This window comes from Microbacterium lacus (assembly GCF_039531105.1).
GTDB lineage: Bacteria > Actinomycetota > Actinomycetes > Actinomycetales > Microbacteriaceae > Microbacterium > Microbacterium lacus.
The window spans coordinates 3117942-3134587 of record NZ_BAAAPK010000001.1 but is presented as its reverse complement, the minus strand read 5'-3'; the positions used below and the strand labels follow the sequence as shown (position 1 = coordinate 3134587).

The following is a 16646-nucleotide window of genomic DNA, read 5'->3' as shown; positions in this document are numbered from 1 at the left end:
TCATGGGGCAGAAGATGTGGCGCGCACTGGTCGCGCTGGTCGCGCTGGCGGTTCTGCCGATCGCGGTGCTCACCGCCTGCTCGGTCGATTTCGGCGACGACGGGAGCACCGCGGTCTCCACGAACGTGAACGACTTCTCGTTCGACAGCCTGGACGTGCAGTACACGCTCGGTCGGGCCGACGACGGCACGAGCACCCTGCGCGTCGAGGAGACCTTCGTGGCCCGCTTCCCGGACTACGACCAGAACAGGGGCATGCGGCGCAGCATCCCCGATTCGTATCTCGACGCTCCGCTGAACCCGCGCCTCATCTCGATCACCGACGGGGAGGGCAACCCGCGCGAGTCCGAGACCGCGTCCGAGGACGGCGTCTTCTCCATGACATCCCGGGCCGACGACTACGTCCGCGGCGTGCAGACGTACGTCTTCACCTACGAGCTCGAGAACGTCGCGCGGTACTTCTCCGACACCGGTGTGGACGAGTTCTACTGGGACGTCAACGGCACCGAGTGGCAGCAGGACTTCGGGCGGGTGACGGTGCGGCTGATCGTCCCCCCGGATCTGGCGGACTCCCTCGCAGGAGGGCAGGCCTGCTACCTCGGCTTCCAGGGGTCGGGGGACACGTGCGGACTGTCCTCGGATGCCGCCCCCGACGGCGCGGTGACGTTCGAGGCGACCGCCGCGCCGGTGCCGGCGTATCAGACCATGACGATCTCCGTCGCTTTCGCGCAGGGCACGTTCGCGCCGTTCGACGACTCCTACCTCGCCTCGCCGTGGGGCTGGGTGAATGGCCTCGCGGCGCTCGCGGCGCTCGCCGCGCTCGTCTTCGCGATCGTGACGCGCGTCCGACGCCTGAGCGACGAGCCCGGACGGCCGACGATCATCGCGGAGTACACGCCGCCTCCCGGCATGGACGCGCTGGAGAGCGCGGTGCTGCTCGGCAAGACGTCGAAGGCGATCCCGGCCGAGGTCCTCGAGCAGGCGGTGGTGGGCAGCATCCGGATCGTCGAGGGGGAGCGGAAGCTGTTCGGCGGCGTCAAGCTCAAGGCGCAGCTCGTCGACCCGTCGCGTGCGGACGGCGACGGCCGGGCGCTGCTGGCGGGGCTCTTCCCCTTCATGGAGCCCGGCGCCGAATACGAGTTCGGCAGCACCGACACGCGGCTGTCGGCGGCGGCGCAGCGGATCCTGAAGGCAGCGACCGGCGAGCTCACCCGCCGAGGCCTGCGCAAGAAGATCCCCGGTGGTGTGCGGGCGTGGCCCGTCCTCGCGATGGTCGCGACGGGTGCGGCGGTCGTGTTCAGCGCGTTCCTCGCCCTCGACGCCTCGGTGTTCCCGCTCATCCCGATCCTGACCATGATCGGCGCTTTCCTCGCGTTCTTCGTCGTGATCGTCCTCGTCTCCCGCAATCCCCTCTCCGCGAAGGGGGCGGAGGTGCGCGATCACCTGCGCGGGCTCGAGGAGTTCATCGAATGGGCGGAGGCGGATCGCATCCGCATGCTGCAATCGCCTCAGGGTGCAGAGCGCGTGCGCGTCGATCCGTCGGATCCGGCCGGGATGCTGAAGTTGTACGAGGCCCTGCTGCCGTACGCCGTCGTGTTCGGGCAGGAGAAACAGTGGGCCGAGCGCCTCGCGGTGCTCTACGGGCCGGAGAGCTCGCCGACCTGGTACGCCGGGAGCCACGGCTTCAGCGCCGCGTCCTTCTCGTCGGGAATCGGCTCGCTCTCGGCCAGTTCGGCCTCATCGTCGTCCACGTCGGGCGGTTCGAGCGGGGGCGGCTCGGCCGGCGGCGGCGGGGGCGGCGGGGGCGGCGGCGGCGTCTGAGCGCGCACACCGGGCAAGAGTAAGGGCCGGTCGGAGAGGCTCCCGACCGGCCCTTGTCCCTTGCACCAAGAGTGTCCTGCAATCACATGCGGTCGTTGCCACAGCAAACAACTTCCGTGCACTCACTCTATAACGGTGAGGTAACGAAGGGAAGAGCTCGCCGTTATCTTTTCGTGATTGCGTCGCGGGACGCCTCAGCGCGCGGGAGAGCGTGCCGATCACTCCGGTCGGACGCATGGTGAAGGGCCGGTCGGAGAACCCGACCGGCCCTTGTCCCTTGCACCAAGAGTGTCCTGCAATCACATGCGGTCGTTGCCACAGCAAACAACTTCCGTGCTTGCACTCTATAACGGGGAGGTAACGAAAGGGAAGGGCGTCTCGTTATCTTTTCGTGATTGTTTTGAATGGGGTCATCGGACGCCGACTCGAGAAGTCCGCGCGGTCGAAGTCGGACAATCCGGCGCCGCCGCGTCGCCGAACAACTGATGCAGGTCCTCGCTACAGCGTGCCTGCTCGCAGACGGAAGGACACCATGGCCATCGCGACGGCACTTCGACGCTTCGAGCTGGACACCCGCCCGATCCATCCGGATACCCGCAGGGCGCTGGACCGGCGCTGGGCGGAGTTGCCCGAGCACGTGAAGACACCGAACCAGCTTCTGGGTCGGTGCGCGGTCGGCTGCGAGGGGACCCACGGGGTCTTCCCGAAGTGCAACCTCACGTGTTCGCCCTGCTATCACTCCGCCGATGCGAACAAAGTGCGCATCGACGGAGACCACACCGTCGACAACGTCGCCCGCCAGATGGACTTCCTCCGCCAGGTGCGCGGCCCGCGCGCCCATGCGCAGCTCATCGGCGGAGAGGTGAGCCTGCTCTCCGCCGAGGACCACGCCCAGGCGCTGCTGGCGATGCGCGCGGTCGGTCGCGAGCCGATGTCGATGACGCACGGCGATTTCGACTACGAGTACCTCCTCGACCTCGTCCTGGATGCCGACGGCAAGCCGCGCTTCGAGAAGGTGTCCTTCGCTGCGCACTTCGACTCGCTCATGCGCGGCCGCCGGGGTGCCGTGCGTCCCCGCAGCGAAGCCGAGCTCAACCCGTTCCGCGAGAAGTTCGCGCAGATGTTCGTCGATCTCAAGCGCGATCACGGGGTGAACCGCTACCTCGCCCACAACATGACCGTCACCCCCTCGAACGTCGACGAGGTCGAGCAGGTCACCCGCGACGTGCTCGAGATGCCCTTCGACATGATGTCGTTCCAGCCGGCGGCCTTCATCGGCGACGACCGGCGCTGGCGCGAAGACTTCGGCGAGGTCACGATCGACGCCGTCTGGGAGCGCATCGAGAAGGGCGCGGGGCAGAAGCTGCCGTGGCAGGCCACGCAGTTCGGCGATCCCCGCTGCAACCGTTCGACCGTGGGCATGCGCGTCGGAGGCACGTTCGCACCGCTCCTGGACCCGGAGGACCCGAAGGACATCGCCGCGCGCGACCGATTCCTCGATCACTTCGGCGGCATGATCTTCGGCGACGTCCCCAAGGGCGTCCTGACGGTGAAGGTCATCCGGGCGATCGCCGCGCACCCGGGTGACATCGCGCCGCTCATCGGCCTCGCCCGGCGCGTGCTGCGCCGCGGTGGCGGCGTCCGTCGCGTCCTGCGTGCCGCCCGCCGGGGCAAGCTGTCGTTCAAGACGTTCGTCGTGCACAACTTCATGGATGCCGAGCAGGTCGCGCCGGCCTGGAAGCTCATGGAGCAGGGCATCGTCGCGGACGACCCGCTGCTGAAGGAGACGCAGGAGCGGCTCGGATCCTGCATGTACGCGATGTCGCACCCGGAGGACGGCAGGCTCGTGCCGGCGTGCGTCCAGCACTCGGTGCTCGACCCGATCGAGAACATCGAGCTGCGCAGGATCCTCCCGCTGCCCACGACGCGCGACGGGATCGCGCCGCAGGTCGTGGCGCGTCCGGCCGGGCTCACCGCCGTCCGATCGACGGGGCAGCCGGCTTCCTGACCGGTGCAGGGCGCGCCGCCGGGCTGTTCGGCCCGTCGGCGTCGTCAGGCGGCGACGACGTGCAGGGCGGCGTGGGGCAGATCGAGTCCGATCGCATCCCCCGGGATCGGCGGCGCCGTGCCCGGCGCCTCCGCGTGCAGGACGGTGCCGTCGGGGGTCCGCACGGTGACGTCGGTGCGAGCGCCCGCTCGGCGGACGTCGGTCACCATGGCCTCGATCCGCGATGCCGTCGCAGGGACGGGCGTGTCGGGCTCGGCGAGGAGGACGTCCTCCTGGCGGACCAGCAGCACGGCGTCGCCCTCGACGGCCGTCTGGCGCACGGGGAACCGGCCGAGCACGCTCACGTGGCGGTCGCCGACCACGCGGCCCGGGATCTCATTGCGCCCGCCCATCAGGCGGGCCACCTGCAGCGTCCGCGGGCGGCGGTAGGCGTCGGCGACGCTGCCCTCGTGCAGCAGCGCTCCGTCCTCCACCACGGCGATGCGGTCCGCGACCCGTGCGGCCTCGTCGCGGTCGTGCGTCACGAGCACGATCGTCGGTGAGACCGCTCGCCGAATCGTCGCGAGCAGATCGTGCATGTCGGTCCGGAGTGCGGGATCGAGCGCGCTGAACGGCTCGTCCAGGAGCAGGACCGCCGGCTCCGCGGCGAGCGCACGAGCGATCGCCACCCGTTGCTCCTGACCTCCCGAGAGCTCGCCGACCCGTCGATCGCCGTATCCCGCGAGCTGCACCATCGCGAGGTACTCCTCGGCCCGCGTGCGAGCCGCGGTCCTGGACATCCCGGCGACCCGGTCGGCGAAGGCGATGTTGTCGCGCACTGTCAGGTGCGGAAACAGCAGCGATCGCTGGAAGACCATTCCGACCCCGCGGCGCTCGGCGACGATCGGGCCCACGTCCCTTCCGCCGATGCGGACGGTGCCGGCATCCGGCGTCTCGAGGCCGGCGATCACTCGCAGCAGGGTGCTCTTGCCCGACCCGCTGGGGCCGAGGACCGCGGTGCACGTGCGCGCGGCGACCGTGAGCGAGAGCGCGTCCAGAGCGGCCGACCGCGCGCCGGGGAACCGCTTGGAGAGGTGATCGAGGACGAGGTCGGCACTCATGCGGGAACCTTTTCTTTCGGGGGCGTCGCGGATGCCGGCGTTCGGGTCGCCACGACGCCCGGTGTGCGCGGTCGGGCGCCGCCGGCCGTGGTCGACCGGCCGGCTCGTCCAGACCGGCCGACGGACAGCGTCGCGATCAGCAGGAGGAAGGGCGGGACGACGGCGGCGAGGGACATCACGGCGACCGCGGCGTCGTTGCCGAGACCGGCCGCCGCGCCCGCGACGACCAGGGGCAGGGTCACCAGCTCGCCGCCTCCGATGATGACGGTCACGATGTAGTCGCTCCACGCGACCAGGAACGCGAGGAAGGCCGCTCGTCCCAGCGCGGGGGCGATCATCGGAAGATGGACGCGCCGCAGCACCTGCAGGCGGCTTGCGCCGAGGAGTCGCGCCTCGTCCTCGTAGGCGCGGTCGTACGCACCGTAGGCCGTGCGCATCACGAATGCGGTGTAGGGGATCGCCAGAACGACCAGCACCAGCACGACGCCGAGCACCGATGGCACGAACGCCCGCAGCAGCAGGACGTTGACGCCGAGCACCGCGGCGAACGGGGGGAGCGCGATGGGGGCGAGCAGCAGTGCCGACACGGTGCGCGGGAAGGGCACGGCGCCGAACGTGAGCGCGCGCGCTGCCAGTGCGCCGAGCGGGGTCGCTATCGCGGCGACCGCGAGTCCGAGAGCGATGGAGCGCACGAACGCCGGCCAGGCCCCGAAACCGGTCGCCGCCTCGACCCCGCCGACACCCCACGCGGTCGGAAGCGGCGACGGATACGACCATGCATCGGCGAACGACCACAGCACGAGGGGGAGCAGCGGGAGGGCGAACCAGACGATCAGGACGGCGGAGACGAGGATGCGGCCCGCCCTGCCGGCACCGCGCGAGACCGTGAGGGCGCTGCCCGTCGGACGCGTCATCTCCACGCCGCCGTTCGACGCAGCGCCGCGAACGTGAGTGCGACGGTCGCGAGGGCGATCACCGACGTCACGATCGCGACCGCCGCCGCCTCGGGCCGTGAATCCAGCGACACGCCCTGGAACAGGCGCACCGCCAAGACGGGAAGCGGCTCGGGATACGTGCGTCCGAGCAGCCAGGCGACTTCGTAGGAGCCGAGGGCGTAGACGAACCCGATCGCGCCGGCGATGATGATCGACGGCAGCGTGAGCGGCAGAAGCACATGCCGGAAGCGCTTCCACCTGCCCGCGCCGAGGAGCGCGGCCGTCTCGTCGAACGCGGACACCCGGGTCGCGAGCGTGCCCGTCACCACGAGCGCGACGAACGCGGATTCCTTCCAGGCGAACTCCGCGATCACCGCCGCCCACCAGGGCCCCCCGACGAACGCCGGCCACGACTCCGGCGGGATGCCGAGCAGACGCGGCAGGACGCCGGCGTCGGCCAGGAGCAGTCCGATCGTCGCGGCGCCGATCAGGTGGGGGATCGTCACCGTGACCGCGCCCAGCCCCGCGACGATGCGACCTCCGAGTCGGCCGGAGACGATCACGATCGCCGCCGCGGTGCCGACGGTCACGGCGATGGCAGTCGATGTCGCGGCGATGCCCAGGGACACCCCGACCGCCGAGGCCAGATCGTCGGGATGTGCGGTGAATGCGCCGATACCCGGCCGCGCCGGACCGATGATCGGCAACAGCCCGAAGGCTTGGGCCAGAGTCGCGCCGAGGCCGCCGAGGACCACGATCGCGGTCACCGTCACGGCGGGAAGGACCATCAGGGCACCCCGCCGCCGCGCGGCGCCGGTCCCGGCGCGGCGCGGGACGGGAGCGAAGCTCATCGGCTCAGCACGTTCGTGCGCCAGCCCTCATCCAGTGCGGGCACCCATTCGGCGGACAGCTCGCCGTGCGCGTTCCGCGAGAGGACGTCGAACGGCGGCACGACGGGCGACTGCGGCAGTGCGTCGAACAGTGATCGGTCTGCGGCATCCAGCCCGTCGATGTCCAGGACGGTGAACTGTCCCCAGACGTCGGGCTTCGCCTTCGCGACCTGCTGTTCGACCGACAGTGCGACGTTCGCGACGACCATGGCGCCGGCTGAGGCGTCGGAGTTGACCGGCAGGCCGAGGAAGCTGGCGTTGCCCACGGTGCCGTCCTCCAGGGGCAGCACGGTGGTCCCGGCAGGATAGGTCCCGTCGGCGACGAGATCGGTGAGGGTCGCGGGCCCGTAGGTCATCGTCATGTCGACCTGGCCGTCGGCGAACAGCTGCCCGAGCTCGGCCTCGTTCGCGGGATAGGTGTCGCCGCCGCGCCACAGACTCGGGGCGAGGCCGGTCAGCCGGTCGTAGAGCGCGGGGCTGAGCTCGTCGAACGCGGCCTGTGAGAACGCGGCCGGAACCTCGTCGGCGCCGCCGGACACGCTGGCGAGCACCTCGCGGACGAAGACGGAGCCGGTGAAGTCCGGCGGCGCCGGGTACGTGAAGCGGCCGGGGTTCGCCTCGGCCCAGTCCAGGACCTCGGCCATCGTGGTGGGCGGCTCGGCGACCGTGTCGGCGTTGTAGACCAGCGTGAACTGCGCCTTGTGCCACGGGGCCTCGCACCCGTCGACCGGCGTGCCGAAATCGGACTCCAGCAGCGGGTCCGCCGGGTCGGTGTTCGCCATTGACGGGAGGAGGTCGGTCCAGCCGCACAGCCACGCATCGGCCTCGCGTCCCGTGCGGAAGTTGTCGCCGTTGACCCAGATGAGATCCACGGTTCCGTCCGAGCGGCCCGCCTGCAGCTCGGTGAAGACCCGGTTCAGTGCGTCACGCGTGTCGGTCACCGGTACCCGCTCGAGGGTCACGCCGTACTCGGCCACCGCCGGAGCCAGGATGTCGTCGACGTACGCGTTGCCCTGGTCGTCTCCGCCGTACATCCACAGCTGCACGGTCTGGCCCTTCGCGTCGGCGAGGACCTGATCCCACTCGTCGTACGCGCCCGGCGCCGTTGCCGCGGGAGCGGCACAGCCCACGAGTGCGAGGAGGGGAAGGGCCGACGCCGCAGCGGCGAGGCGGACGGAACGGGGGTGGGCGCTTGTCACGCGGACTCCTCGGGGGCGGGCGGAGCCGGTCGGCACACGCTGGACTAGGGTATGGGAGATCGGAAGGGATGCTGTGGACGCTGGCGATCCGGGTGTTCATCCCGTCCGATCGAAGCGCTGGGCGGTCACCCGGCTGGCGCTTCTGCTGTTGTTCGTCGCCGTCGCCGCAACGGTTGGTTTCCTGCTCGCGCCGAGCGACATCGAGGCCATCCGAGCGGCCGCGGCGGACTGGGGGTGGGCCGGCGCGCTGCTCTTCCTCATCGGCTATGCGGCCCTGACTCTGACGCCCGTTCCGAAGAATCTGCTCGGCATCGCCGCGGGAGTCGTGTGGGGATTCTGGACCGCGCTCGTGCTCGTCTACGTGGGCGCGCTGATCGGGGCAGCCGCCTCGTTCGTGATCGGGAGGGCCCTCGGCCGGGAGGCGATAGAACGGCTCACCGGCGCGCGCGTCGCGCGGCTGGACGAGGCGATCGCCCACCGGGGTTTCGTCGCGGTGCTGGGTGCTCGGCTGATCCCGGTGATCCCCTTCACCCTGATCAATTACGGCGCGGGCCTGACCTCGGTCCGCCGACGCGACTACGCACTGGGCACCGCGATCGGCATCCTCCCCGGTTCCGCCGCGTACGTCGCGCTGGGCGCGTACGGCTTCGAGTTCGGACCCCCGTTCTGGATCGCGCTCGCCGTGCTCGGCGCGCTCGCGATCGGCGGAGTCGTCGGGGGCGCCGTGGTGCGCTCCCGCCGTCAGCGCGCGGTGACGGACTCAGGGGAGTCGGATGCTTGACCGGTCGCTGCGGAGCGTGCTGTCGCGTCCGCTCGAGGCGACGGCAGCAGCGATCGACCGCCCCTGGATCTCCCCGGACGGCCTCACGATCACCGGGCTCGTCCTCGGCGTCGGATCGGCGGTCGCCGCCGGATTCCAGCTGTGGTGGGTCGCCCTGGCGCTCTGGCTCGTCTCGCGGGTCGCCGACGGGCTGGACGGTACGCTCGCGCGCCGCCGGCGTCGACGTGTCACAGAGGATGCCGCACCGCCGCCGTCGCATGCCGGCGGGTTCCTGGACATCACCGCCGACTTCGTCGCGTACGGCGCGACCGTCGTCGGCGTCGCCTTCGGAGCGACCACCGGCTACGGCGCCCCGTGGTGGCCGTTCCTCCTCGTTCTTCTGGCGTACTACATCAACGGCACGGCGTTCCTGGCGTTCTCCTCGATCGCCGAGCGCTCCGGCCGGACGATCGACGACGGCAGATCGTTGTCCTTCCTCGGGCGCATCGCCGAGGGGACGGAGACGATCGTCGTGCACTCGCTGTGGTTGATCCTGCCGTTCTGGGCGTGGCAGATCGCCCTCATCTGGGCGGTGTTCGTCGCGGTGAGCGCGACGCAGCGGATCGTGGCGGGGTACCGCGCCCTGCGCTGACGCGCAGCTCAGGACGTGCGCGAGCGTCGGCGACGGTGCAGCCCCGCCAGGAGGCGGATGCCGCGGCGGAGCGCCCCCGACCGAAGCCCGCGCTGCGCCTCGGCCACCACGGCGTTCCACCCGGCGTCGGCGTACGTCGGGTACGCGTGCGTGGTCGTGGCGAGCCGCGTCGCGGTCAGGCCCGCGCGCATCGCGGTCGTGTATTCGGCGAGCGCTTCGCCCGCGCGCGGGCCGACGATGCTCGCTCCGCGGATCCGCCCGCGCCGATCGACGATGATCGTGGTCCGTCCGGCGGTGTCGCCCTCGGCAATCGCCCGATCCAGGTCCCGGTGCTCGTGGACGAGGACGCGGAACCCCCTGGTGCGGGCCTCCTCGGGGGAAACGCCGACGGCGCCGACCTCGGGAGCGGTGAAGGTGACGCGAGGGACGACGTCCAGATCAGCCGCGCGCGACAGGCCCAGCACCGCGTTCGTGGCCGCCGTGCTCCCGAACACCCCCGCCGTATGGGTGAACCGGGGAAGGGGGGTCACATCGCCGGCGGCCCGGATCCGCGGGTTCGAGGTGCGCAGTGCCCCGTCGACGGCGATCGCGCCGGAGTCGTCGACGGCGACTCCTGCGGCCTCGAGACCGAGCCCCGCCGTCACCGCGCGTCGGCCGAGGGCCGCGAGGATCCGATCGAACCGCACCTGTGCGCCGGTGCTCAGCTGCGCGGTGCCGCCGCTGGAGCCATCGCCGTGCGCGCCGTGCAGCTCCTGGACGCTCGCCTGCAGATGCACGTCGACGCCGTCGGCGCGGAGAGCCTCGCGCACGAGCGCGCTTGCGGCGGGATCCTCCCGGGGGAGGAGCCGCGGCCCGCGGTGCACGAGGGTGACGGCGCTGCCCAAGCGCGCCATCGCCTGCGCGAGCTCGCACCCCACGGCGCCCCCGCCGAGCACCAGGAGTCGTTCGGGTAGCTCCTGCAGGTTCCAGAACGTCTCGTTCGTGAGGATCTCCACGGCATCCGCCCCGCGGACATCGGGTAGGACGGGCGCGCTGCCGGTCGCGATGACCGCGTCGCCGAATCGGAGGCGCCGCCCGTCCACGCTCAGCGACTTCTCGTCCTCGAACCGCGCTCGGCCGGCCAGCGTGAACACACCGGCACGGGCGAGGGCGTCGGGCGAATCGACCGGCTGGATCGCGGCGATCGCGCCCCGGACGTGGTCCATCACGTGGCCGAAGTCAACGCGCACCTGGCCGGCGTGCACGCCGAACCGGCCCGCCGTCCTCGCCGCGTGCGCCGCGTGCGCGGCCGCGATGAGCGATTTCGAGGGCACGCACCCCGTGTGCAGGCACTCCCCGCCGAAGGAGCCTGCCTCGATCAGCAGCACGCGCGCGCCGAGGACTGCCGCGCTCTTGGCCGCGACCAGTCCCGCGCTCCCCGCGCCGATCACGATCAGGTCCCACCGCGCCGCACCGGCCTCGTCGGCGGAGAGCGGACGGGGGGATCTGCGTGTCGGAGCGCTCATCCCCGAAGCCTAGAGTGGAGCGGACCCTGGGAGGCCCAATGGCGACCCCGCTGCGACGATACGGAGCCGGCGCGCGCGTGTACGACGTGCTCTCCGGCGAGCGCTGGGTCTACCACGCCGGTCGCGAGGCCGGCATCGATCTACTCGCACCGCGCCGCGGGGACATCGTGATCGACCTCGGGTGCGGGACGGGACTCAACTTCCCCGCCCTGGCCGCCGCCGTCGGACCGGAGGGGCTCGTCGTCGGCATCGACCGAAGCGTCGACATGCTCGCGATGGCGCGGCGTCGGGTGTCGGCCGAAGGGTGGGGTGACCGCATCCGGATCGTCGAGTCGGATGCGGCGGAACTGGACACCGGTCGGATCCACGCGCTCATGGCCGGCGAACGCGACCGTGATCGTGCCGACGCCCTGTTCATCACGTATGCGCTCAGCGTCTTCGACCGCCGAGATGAGGCGTGGACGCGTGCGCGGACGCTCGTGCGGTCCGGAGGCCGCGCGGGCATCGTCGACATGCAGGCGCCGACCGGTCGGTGGAAGGTCTTCTCGCCGCTCGCGCATCTCGCGTGCGCGACGGGGGGGTCGGACATCCGCTCGCGCCCATGGCGGCTCCTGGAGCGCGACGCCGTCGCCGGGACGGTGCGGCGGACGGAGCGCAAGGGCGGCCACCTCGTCGTGGTCGCCGCGGACCTGCCCTGAGCGGCCTCAGTGCAGTGCGACCACGGGAAGAGGGAGCTCCGCCCCGGCGCCGGGCAAGACCATCCACACGCACGCGCCGCCCAGCGGCGAGTCCTCGATGCCGATGAGCCCGCCGTGCGCCTCGACGATCCGCCGGCACGTCGACAGCCCGATCCCCCAGCCCGGTACATCGTGGGCGTCGCCGCGCTCGAGCAGATCGAACACGCTCTCCCGGTTATCCGGCTCGATCCCAGGACCGTTGTCCTCCACGGTGATGCGCCATCCGGACGAGATCGGAGAAGCCGTCACCTCGACGTACGGCGGGACACCGGATGCCGCGCTGAACTTCACCGCGTTCGCGATCAGGTTCTGCAGGAGGACGCCCAGCAGCGTCGGGTCGCCGAGGACCGTCGCCGGGGTGTCGATCGCCACGCGCGCAGCGGAGCGCCGCAGTGCGGCATCCAGATCCTCCATCACGACGCGCAGCACGCCATCGAGGGCGACCGGCTCGCGCCGGGGCTCGGCGCCACCGCTGCGCGCGTATTCGAGGAGGTCCGCGATCATGCGCTCCATGCGCGTCGCGGCGGACTCGGCGCGCGCGAGTGCCCGCGCGGCGCGGGGGGCGTCGGCGAGTTCGGGGCTGTCCGCCGCCAGCTCGATGAAGCCCGTGACGGCGGCGAGGGGGTTGCGCAGGTCGTGGCTGACCTGCGCGGCGAACGTCTCGAGCTGGTCGTTCGAGGCCTGCAGTGCGCGCGTCATCCTGCGCAGCTCGAGCACGTCCACGACCTGATGGGCGAGGATCGCGAGGGCGGCGCTGTCGGCGGGGGAGAGATCGCCCGTCTCCTCGTCGAAGACGCACAGGGTGCCGATCGGGATGCCGGCAGGGGTGATGAGCGGACTCGACGCGTAGAAGCGGATGTTGGCGATGGCGCCGGTCACGAACGGGTTGTCGGCGAAGCGATCGTCCGCGCGTGCATCGGGGACGACGACGTGCCCTGGCTTCTGGAACACGACCGCGCACATCGAGTCCTCGCGGCTGCACATGGAGGGCGTGAAGCCGACCGCCGCGATCTGGTGCTGCAGCCGGTCATCGATGATGTTGATCACCGCCGTCGACACGCCGCACACGGTCGCCGCCAAGCGGACCAGGCCCTCGAGATCGGGCTCGGGAGGCTCGCCCACCACCCGGTACTCGGCGATCGCGAGTCGCCTGGTCACGTCCTGCGCAGTGGTCACGCGCGTCCCCTCGTGAATGACCCGTCCGCCTCAGGATAGCGCCGAGGGGCCGGTGCTCTGCACGGCGAGGTTTGCCGGTGCCCACCACGGTGGGCCCGCGCTCAGGAAGGCGAGGAGAGGCGCGGGATCAGCACCGGTGTGCGCTTCTTGTACGCCTCGTAGGCGTCCTGCCCGCCCCACGTGCGATCCGCCTTCGCCTCCAGCAACGGGATGCCGCTCACCCGTGTCAGCAACAGGACGACGACGAGCGGGGAGAGGATGCCGACCCACTGCCAGCCGCTGAGGACCGGCGCGGCGACGAGGAAGACACCGATCCACAGGACGATCTCGCCGAAGTAGTTGGGGTGGCGCGAGCGCGACCACAGTCCCGAGGAGATGAACAGGCCGCGGTGTGCGGGATTCGCCTTGAACGCCGTCTTCTGCAGGTCGGCCACGACCTCGATGACCAGACCGATCACCCACACCGCGATGCCCGCGAACGCGAGCGCGTCGAGGTCGCGGCGCTGCAGGCTGCTCATCGCGATCCACGCGGCCGATGCGGTCAGACTCACCCACGCACCCTGCACGATCCACACGCGCAGGAAGCGCAGCGGCTCGCCCTTGATGTCGTCGAACCTGTCGTCGCTGCCGGCGCGATGGATCCGTGCGAACAGGAAGCCCGACAGTCGCACCGCCCACACCGCCACCATGACGGCCAGCACCACGCTGCGCGCATCCGGCGCGGGCGAGAGAGCGAGGATCCCGAGGGTCACGAGGAGGAAGGTCCCGCCACCCGTCAGATCGAAGAACCTCTCCGTCCGGGCGATCGCCGACGGGATGAACACGATCACCTGGATGAGGAACGCGACGCCGACGGCGAGGGCGAACAAGGGGATGCCGCCGACCGTGGCGCCGCCCTGGCTTCCGGCGACCGCCACCAGGGCGCCGATCACGAGGGTGATCACGATCGTGAGCAGGGACGCGCGGTTCTGAGAGGTCATGGTGTGGAGTTCTCCGGATCGGGTGAGCGGGTCACGAGTACAGGGCGTCGACGAGCGCGGTGCCGCGGTCCAGCAGCGCTCCGCGCCTGATCTTCATCGTCGGGGTGATCAGGGTGGGGTCGGCCAGATCGGTCAGGACGGGCGTGAAGCGGCGGATCTGCTCGGCTCGGGACACCCGTGCGTTCGCCGCATCCACGGATCGCGACAGCGCTTCCCGCAGGCGCGGCTCGACGATCTCCGCGAGCGGTGTGTCCGTTTCCGATCGGGATCCCGGCTCGCGGACCCCGTGCGCCGACGCCCACGAGGCGACCTGCTCGGGGTCCAGTACGAGGAGAGCCGACAAGTACGGCCGCCCTTCGCCGACCACGACGGCGTGCGCCACGAGCGGATCGAGCTCGACGGTCTGCTCCCAGAGGCCGGGGGTGACCGTCTTGCCGGAGCTCGTCACGATGACGTCCTTCACGCGGCCGGTCAGGACGAGATTGCCGACCTCGTCGAACCGGCCGAGGTCGCCGGTCCGGAAGAACCCGTCGCGGAACGCCTCGGCGTTGTGGCGCTCATCGCGGTAGCCGGCGAACACGCCGACGCCGCGGGCGAGGATCTCGCCGTCCTCGGCGATGCGCACGGTCGAGCCGGGCAGCGGCCGCCCGACCGTGCCCGAGCGGATCATGCCGGGCAGGTTGCCGGTCAGCGGGGCGGTCGTCTCGGTCAGTCCGTAGCCTTCGATCACGGGCACGCCGAGCCCGCGGAAGAACAGGGACAGTCGGTCCTCCAGCGCCGCGCCGCCGGAGAGGATCCAGGCCAGCCGGCCGCCCATGAGTGTGCGGAGCCGGGCGTAGAAGATCCGATCGAACAGGGCGCGGCGCACGCGAAGGCCGAGCGAGCCCGCGGCGCCGCGCTCGGCGGTCGCCCCGGCCTCGACGGCCGTCTGCTCGGCCGCGGCCCACACGCGCCCGAGGTGCGCGGCCGCGGCCTTCTCGCCGGCCGCCGCGCGGATCTTCTCGAGCACGCGCGGCACGACGACGAGGAACGTCGGTCGGAGGGCGGCGAGCGAGGGTACGACCTGCGTCGTGTCCGGCACGTGGGCGATCCGCATCCCGGATGCGAGGCAGATGAGCTGCAAGCCGCGCGCGAGCACATGCGCGAGCGGCAGGAAGATCACGGTGTTGCCGTCCTCGCGGACGACCTCGCGGTACGCCGCGGCGATGTTCAGCACCTGGCCGAGGAAGTTGCGGTGCGTGAGGACCGCGCCTTTCGGCTCGCCCGTGGTGCCGGAGGTGTAGACGATCGTCGCGGCATCGTCGAGGGCGGCGGTGAGCCGCCGCCGCTCGAGCGTCGGATCGTCGACCTCGGTGCCGCGCCCGGCCAGCGTGAGGAGGGAGCTGGGCCCGGCATCCATCGTCCACAGGCCGAGGTCGCCTCGGCCCGTTTCGGCGAAGACCTGCCGGACGAGCTCCGCGCTCGAGGGGTCACCCGTGACGGCGAGCCTGATCTCGGCATCCGTCACGATGTTCGTGATCTGCTCCGCGGATGAGCTCTCGTACACCGGAACCACGACGGCGCCGGCATACCAGGCGGCGAGGTCGGTGACGGCCCACTCGTAGCGGGTCGGGGCCATGATCGCGATCCGGTCGCCAGGATCCAGTCCCAGGGCGATCAGCCCCTTGGCCACGCGGGCGACCTCGCGCTCGAACTCGCCCGTAGTGACCGCGCGCCAGGGCTCGGCCGGGTCGGCCGTCGGAACGTCGAACGCGGCGTGATCGGGGGCATCCGCCGCCCGACGCGCAAGGAGATCGGTGATGTTGCGGTGCGAGGAGGGGTCGGCCAGCGGCGAGGTGCTCTGCTCGGGCATGGGGTTCTTCCGTGCAAGGTCTGCGAGGGTCACGGGAGTCTTCGGTGCCGCCTGCCGATCGGATGGGTGCGAACAGCGCAGAGCGCCCCTCGGACAGGGAGTCCGAGGGGCGCTCCGCGTGGAGGCTCAGTACCAGTCTGTCGCCTGCGAGTGGCCCCACGCGCTGCACGGCGTGCCGTACGCGGCTTCGATGTAGCCGAGTCCCCAGGCGATCTGGGTCGCGGCGTTCGTCTGCCAGTCCGAACCGGCGGTCGCCATCTTGTCGCCGGGAAGCGCCTGGGGGATGCCGGTCGCGCCGCTGGAGTCGTTGTACGCCTGGTAGTTCCAGCTGGACTCCTTGTTCCACAGCGACATCAGGCACGAGAACTGGTCCTCGCCCCAGCCGTAGCGGTCGGCCGCCATCTGACGGGCGGTCGCCTGCGCGCCCTCGGGCGTGTTCGCCGCAGCGAGCGCGGCCGCAGCGGCTTCGGCCTCCGCCTGGGCCTTCGCCGCGGCCTCCTCGGCAGCCTTCTGCGCGGCTGCCGCGGCCTCTTCGGCCGCCTTCTGCGCCTGCGCGGCATCCAGACGGTCGCGGAGGTCGGACACCTTGTGCTGCACGCGCTCGATCGCGGCGGCGGTGTCATCCGTGGCACCGGGGAGGAGCAGAGCGGGCACGACATCCACGGCGCTCAGGCGCTCGATCTGCGCGCGCAGGTCGCTCGTGTCGATCGTGGTCGGCGCGGATCCGAGGTCCAGGCCCGAGTTCGCCGCTTCGTCGCTCAGAGCCGAGGCGGCGGCATCCGTCGCCTTCGCCAGATCGAGCGTCGACCGCGCTTCGGCCGAGATCTGGCGGATCGTGTCGCCCGCGGTCGTGACCGCTGCGGCCACATCGGGTCCGGTGGCGGCGAACGCGGCCCCGGAGGAGCCGAAGCCGGTCATGACGACAACGCCGAGCGCGGCGGCGATCAGGGCGGGACGATGCGAAAGCGGGGAGCGACGGGCGCGGCGGGCACGCCGAGAAGAGGTGTCGTGAATCACGGGGGAGAGGTCTTT

At 71.3% G+C, this 16646-nt stretch carries 14 protein-coding genes; 5 read left to right on the top strand and 9 right to left on the bottom strand.

The genetic code is table 11. From position 1 onward, the window contains the following. Positions 1–2: 2 nt before the first annotated feature. Both ABD197_RS14825 and ABD197_RS14820 read left to right on the top strand, forming a co-directional pair. Positions 3–1820 (top strand): DUF2207 domain-containing protein, encoded by a 1818-nt coding sequence (locus ABD197_RS14825; protein WP_344055626.1) that lies wholly within the window; start codon positions 3–5, stop codon positions 1818–1820. A 532-nt stretch (positions 1821–2352) separates the two neighbouring features. Continuing rightward, positions 2353–3828 carry a hypothetical protein gene (locus ABD197_RS14820; RefSeq protein ID WP_344055625.1) on the top strand — a complete coding sequence of 492 codons (1476 nt, stop codon included), beginning with the start codon at positions 2353–2355 and terminating at the stop codon, positions 3826–3828. Positions 3829–3872: 44 nt separating this feature from the next. Here ABD197_RS14820 and ABD197_RS14815 read toward each other — a convergent pair whose 3' ends face one another. Genes ABD197_RS14815 through ABD197_RS14800 form a run of 4 tightly spaced genes read right to left on the bottom strand, consistent with a single transcriptional unit; the run spans position 3873 to position 7952 of the window. After that, the gene (locus tag ABD197_RS14815) at positions 3873–4928 is read right to left on the bottom strand and encodes an ABC transporter ATP-binding protein (RefSeq protein ID WP_344055624.1); all 1056 of its coding nucleotides are present in this window, start codon (positions 4926–4928) and stop codon (positions 3873–3875) included. Then, positions 4925–5842, bottom strand: a complete 918-nt coding sequence (locus tag ABD197_RS14810) for an ABC transporter permease (RefSeq protein ID WP_344055623.1) — start codon at positions 5840–5842, stop codon at positions 4925–4927. The genes ABD197_RS14815 and ABD197_RS14810 overlap by 4 nt, the downstream gene beginning before the upstream one ends. Then, positions 5839–6714, bottom strand: coding sequence for an ABC transporter permease (locus ABD197_RS14805; protein ID WP_344055622.1), 876 nt, complete (start codon positions 6712–6714; stop codon positions 5839–5841). The genes ABD197_RS14810 and ABD197_RS14805 overlap by 4 nt, the downstream gene beginning before the upstream one ends. Further along, complete coding sequence (locus tag ABD197_RS14800; RefSeq protein ID WP_344055621.1) at positions 6711–7952, bottom strand: ABC transporter substrate-binding protein; 1242 nt, start codon at positions 7950–7952, stop codon at positions 6711–6713. Before ABD197_RS14800 ends, ABD197_RS14805 begins: the two co-directional genes overlap by 4 nt. A 73-nt stretch (positions 7953–8025) precedes the next feature. On the opposite strand from ABD197_RS14800, the gene ABD197_RS14795 reads away from it, so the two are divergent. Both ABD197_RS14795 and ABD197_RS14790 read left to right on the top strand, forming a co-directional pair. Continuing rightward, entirely contained in the window at positions 8026–8733 is a 708-nt protein-coding gene (locus ABD197_RS14795) for a TVP38/TMEM64 family protein (RefSeq protein ID WP_344055620.1), read from the top strand. Continuing rightward, entirely contained in the window at positions 8726–9364 is a 639-nt protein-coding gene (locus tag ABD197_RS14790) for a CDP-alcohol phosphatidyltransferase family protein (protein WP_344055619.1), read from the top strand. Before ABD197_RS14795 ends, ABD197_RS14790 begins: the two co-directional genes overlap by 8 nt. Positions 9365–9372: 8 nt before the next feature. Here the strand turns inward: ABD197_RS14790 and ABD197_RS14785 are convergent, their stop codons facing one another. Further along, entirely contained in the window at positions 9373–10869 is a 1497-nt protein-coding gene (locus tag ABD197_RS14785) for a dihydrolipoyl dehydrogenase family protein (RefSeq protein WP_344055618.1), read from the bottom strand. A 38-nt stretch (positions 10870–10907) separates the two neighbouring features. On the opposite strand from ABD197_RS14785, the gene ABD197_RS14780 reads away from it, so the two are divergent. Then, positions 10908–11567: a methyltransferase domain-containing protein gene (locus ABD197_RS14780; RefSeq protein WP_344055617.1), complete on the top strand. Its 660-nt coding sequence runs from the start codon at positions 10908–10910 to the stop codon at positions 11565–11567. 6 nt (positions 11568–11573) lie between these two features. On the opposite strand, the gene ABD197_RS14775 is transcribed toward ABD197_RS14780, so the two are convergent. From ABD197_RS14775 to ABD197_RS14760, 4 genes are all read right to left on the bottom strand, one after another. Then, complete coding sequence (locus ABD197_RS14775) at positions 11574–12782, bottom strand: sensor histidine kinase (protein ID WP_344055616.1); 1209 nt, start codon at positions 12780–12782, stop codon at positions 11574–11576. A 101-nt stretch (positions 12783–12883) separates the two neighbouring features. Beyond that, a complete protein-coding gene (locus ABD197_RS14770) occupies positions 12884–13762 on the bottom strand; it encodes a DUF1295 domain-containing protein (protein ID WP_344055615.1) in 879 nt (292 codons plus the stop codon). 31 nt (positions 13763–13793) lie between these two features. Next, complete coding sequence (locus tag ABD197_RS14765) at positions 13794–15614, bottom strand: AMP-dependent synthetase/ligase (protein WP_344055614.1); 1821 nt, start codon at positions 15612–15614, stop codon at positions 13794–13796. Between the two features lie 126 nt (positions 15615–15740). Next, entirely contained in the window at positions 15741–16631 is an 891-nt protein-coding gene (locus tag ABD197_RS14760) for an aggregation-promoting factor C-terminal-like domain-containing protein (protein WP_344055613.1), read from the bottom strand. Between the last annotated feature and the right edge of the window lie 15 nt (positions 16632–16646).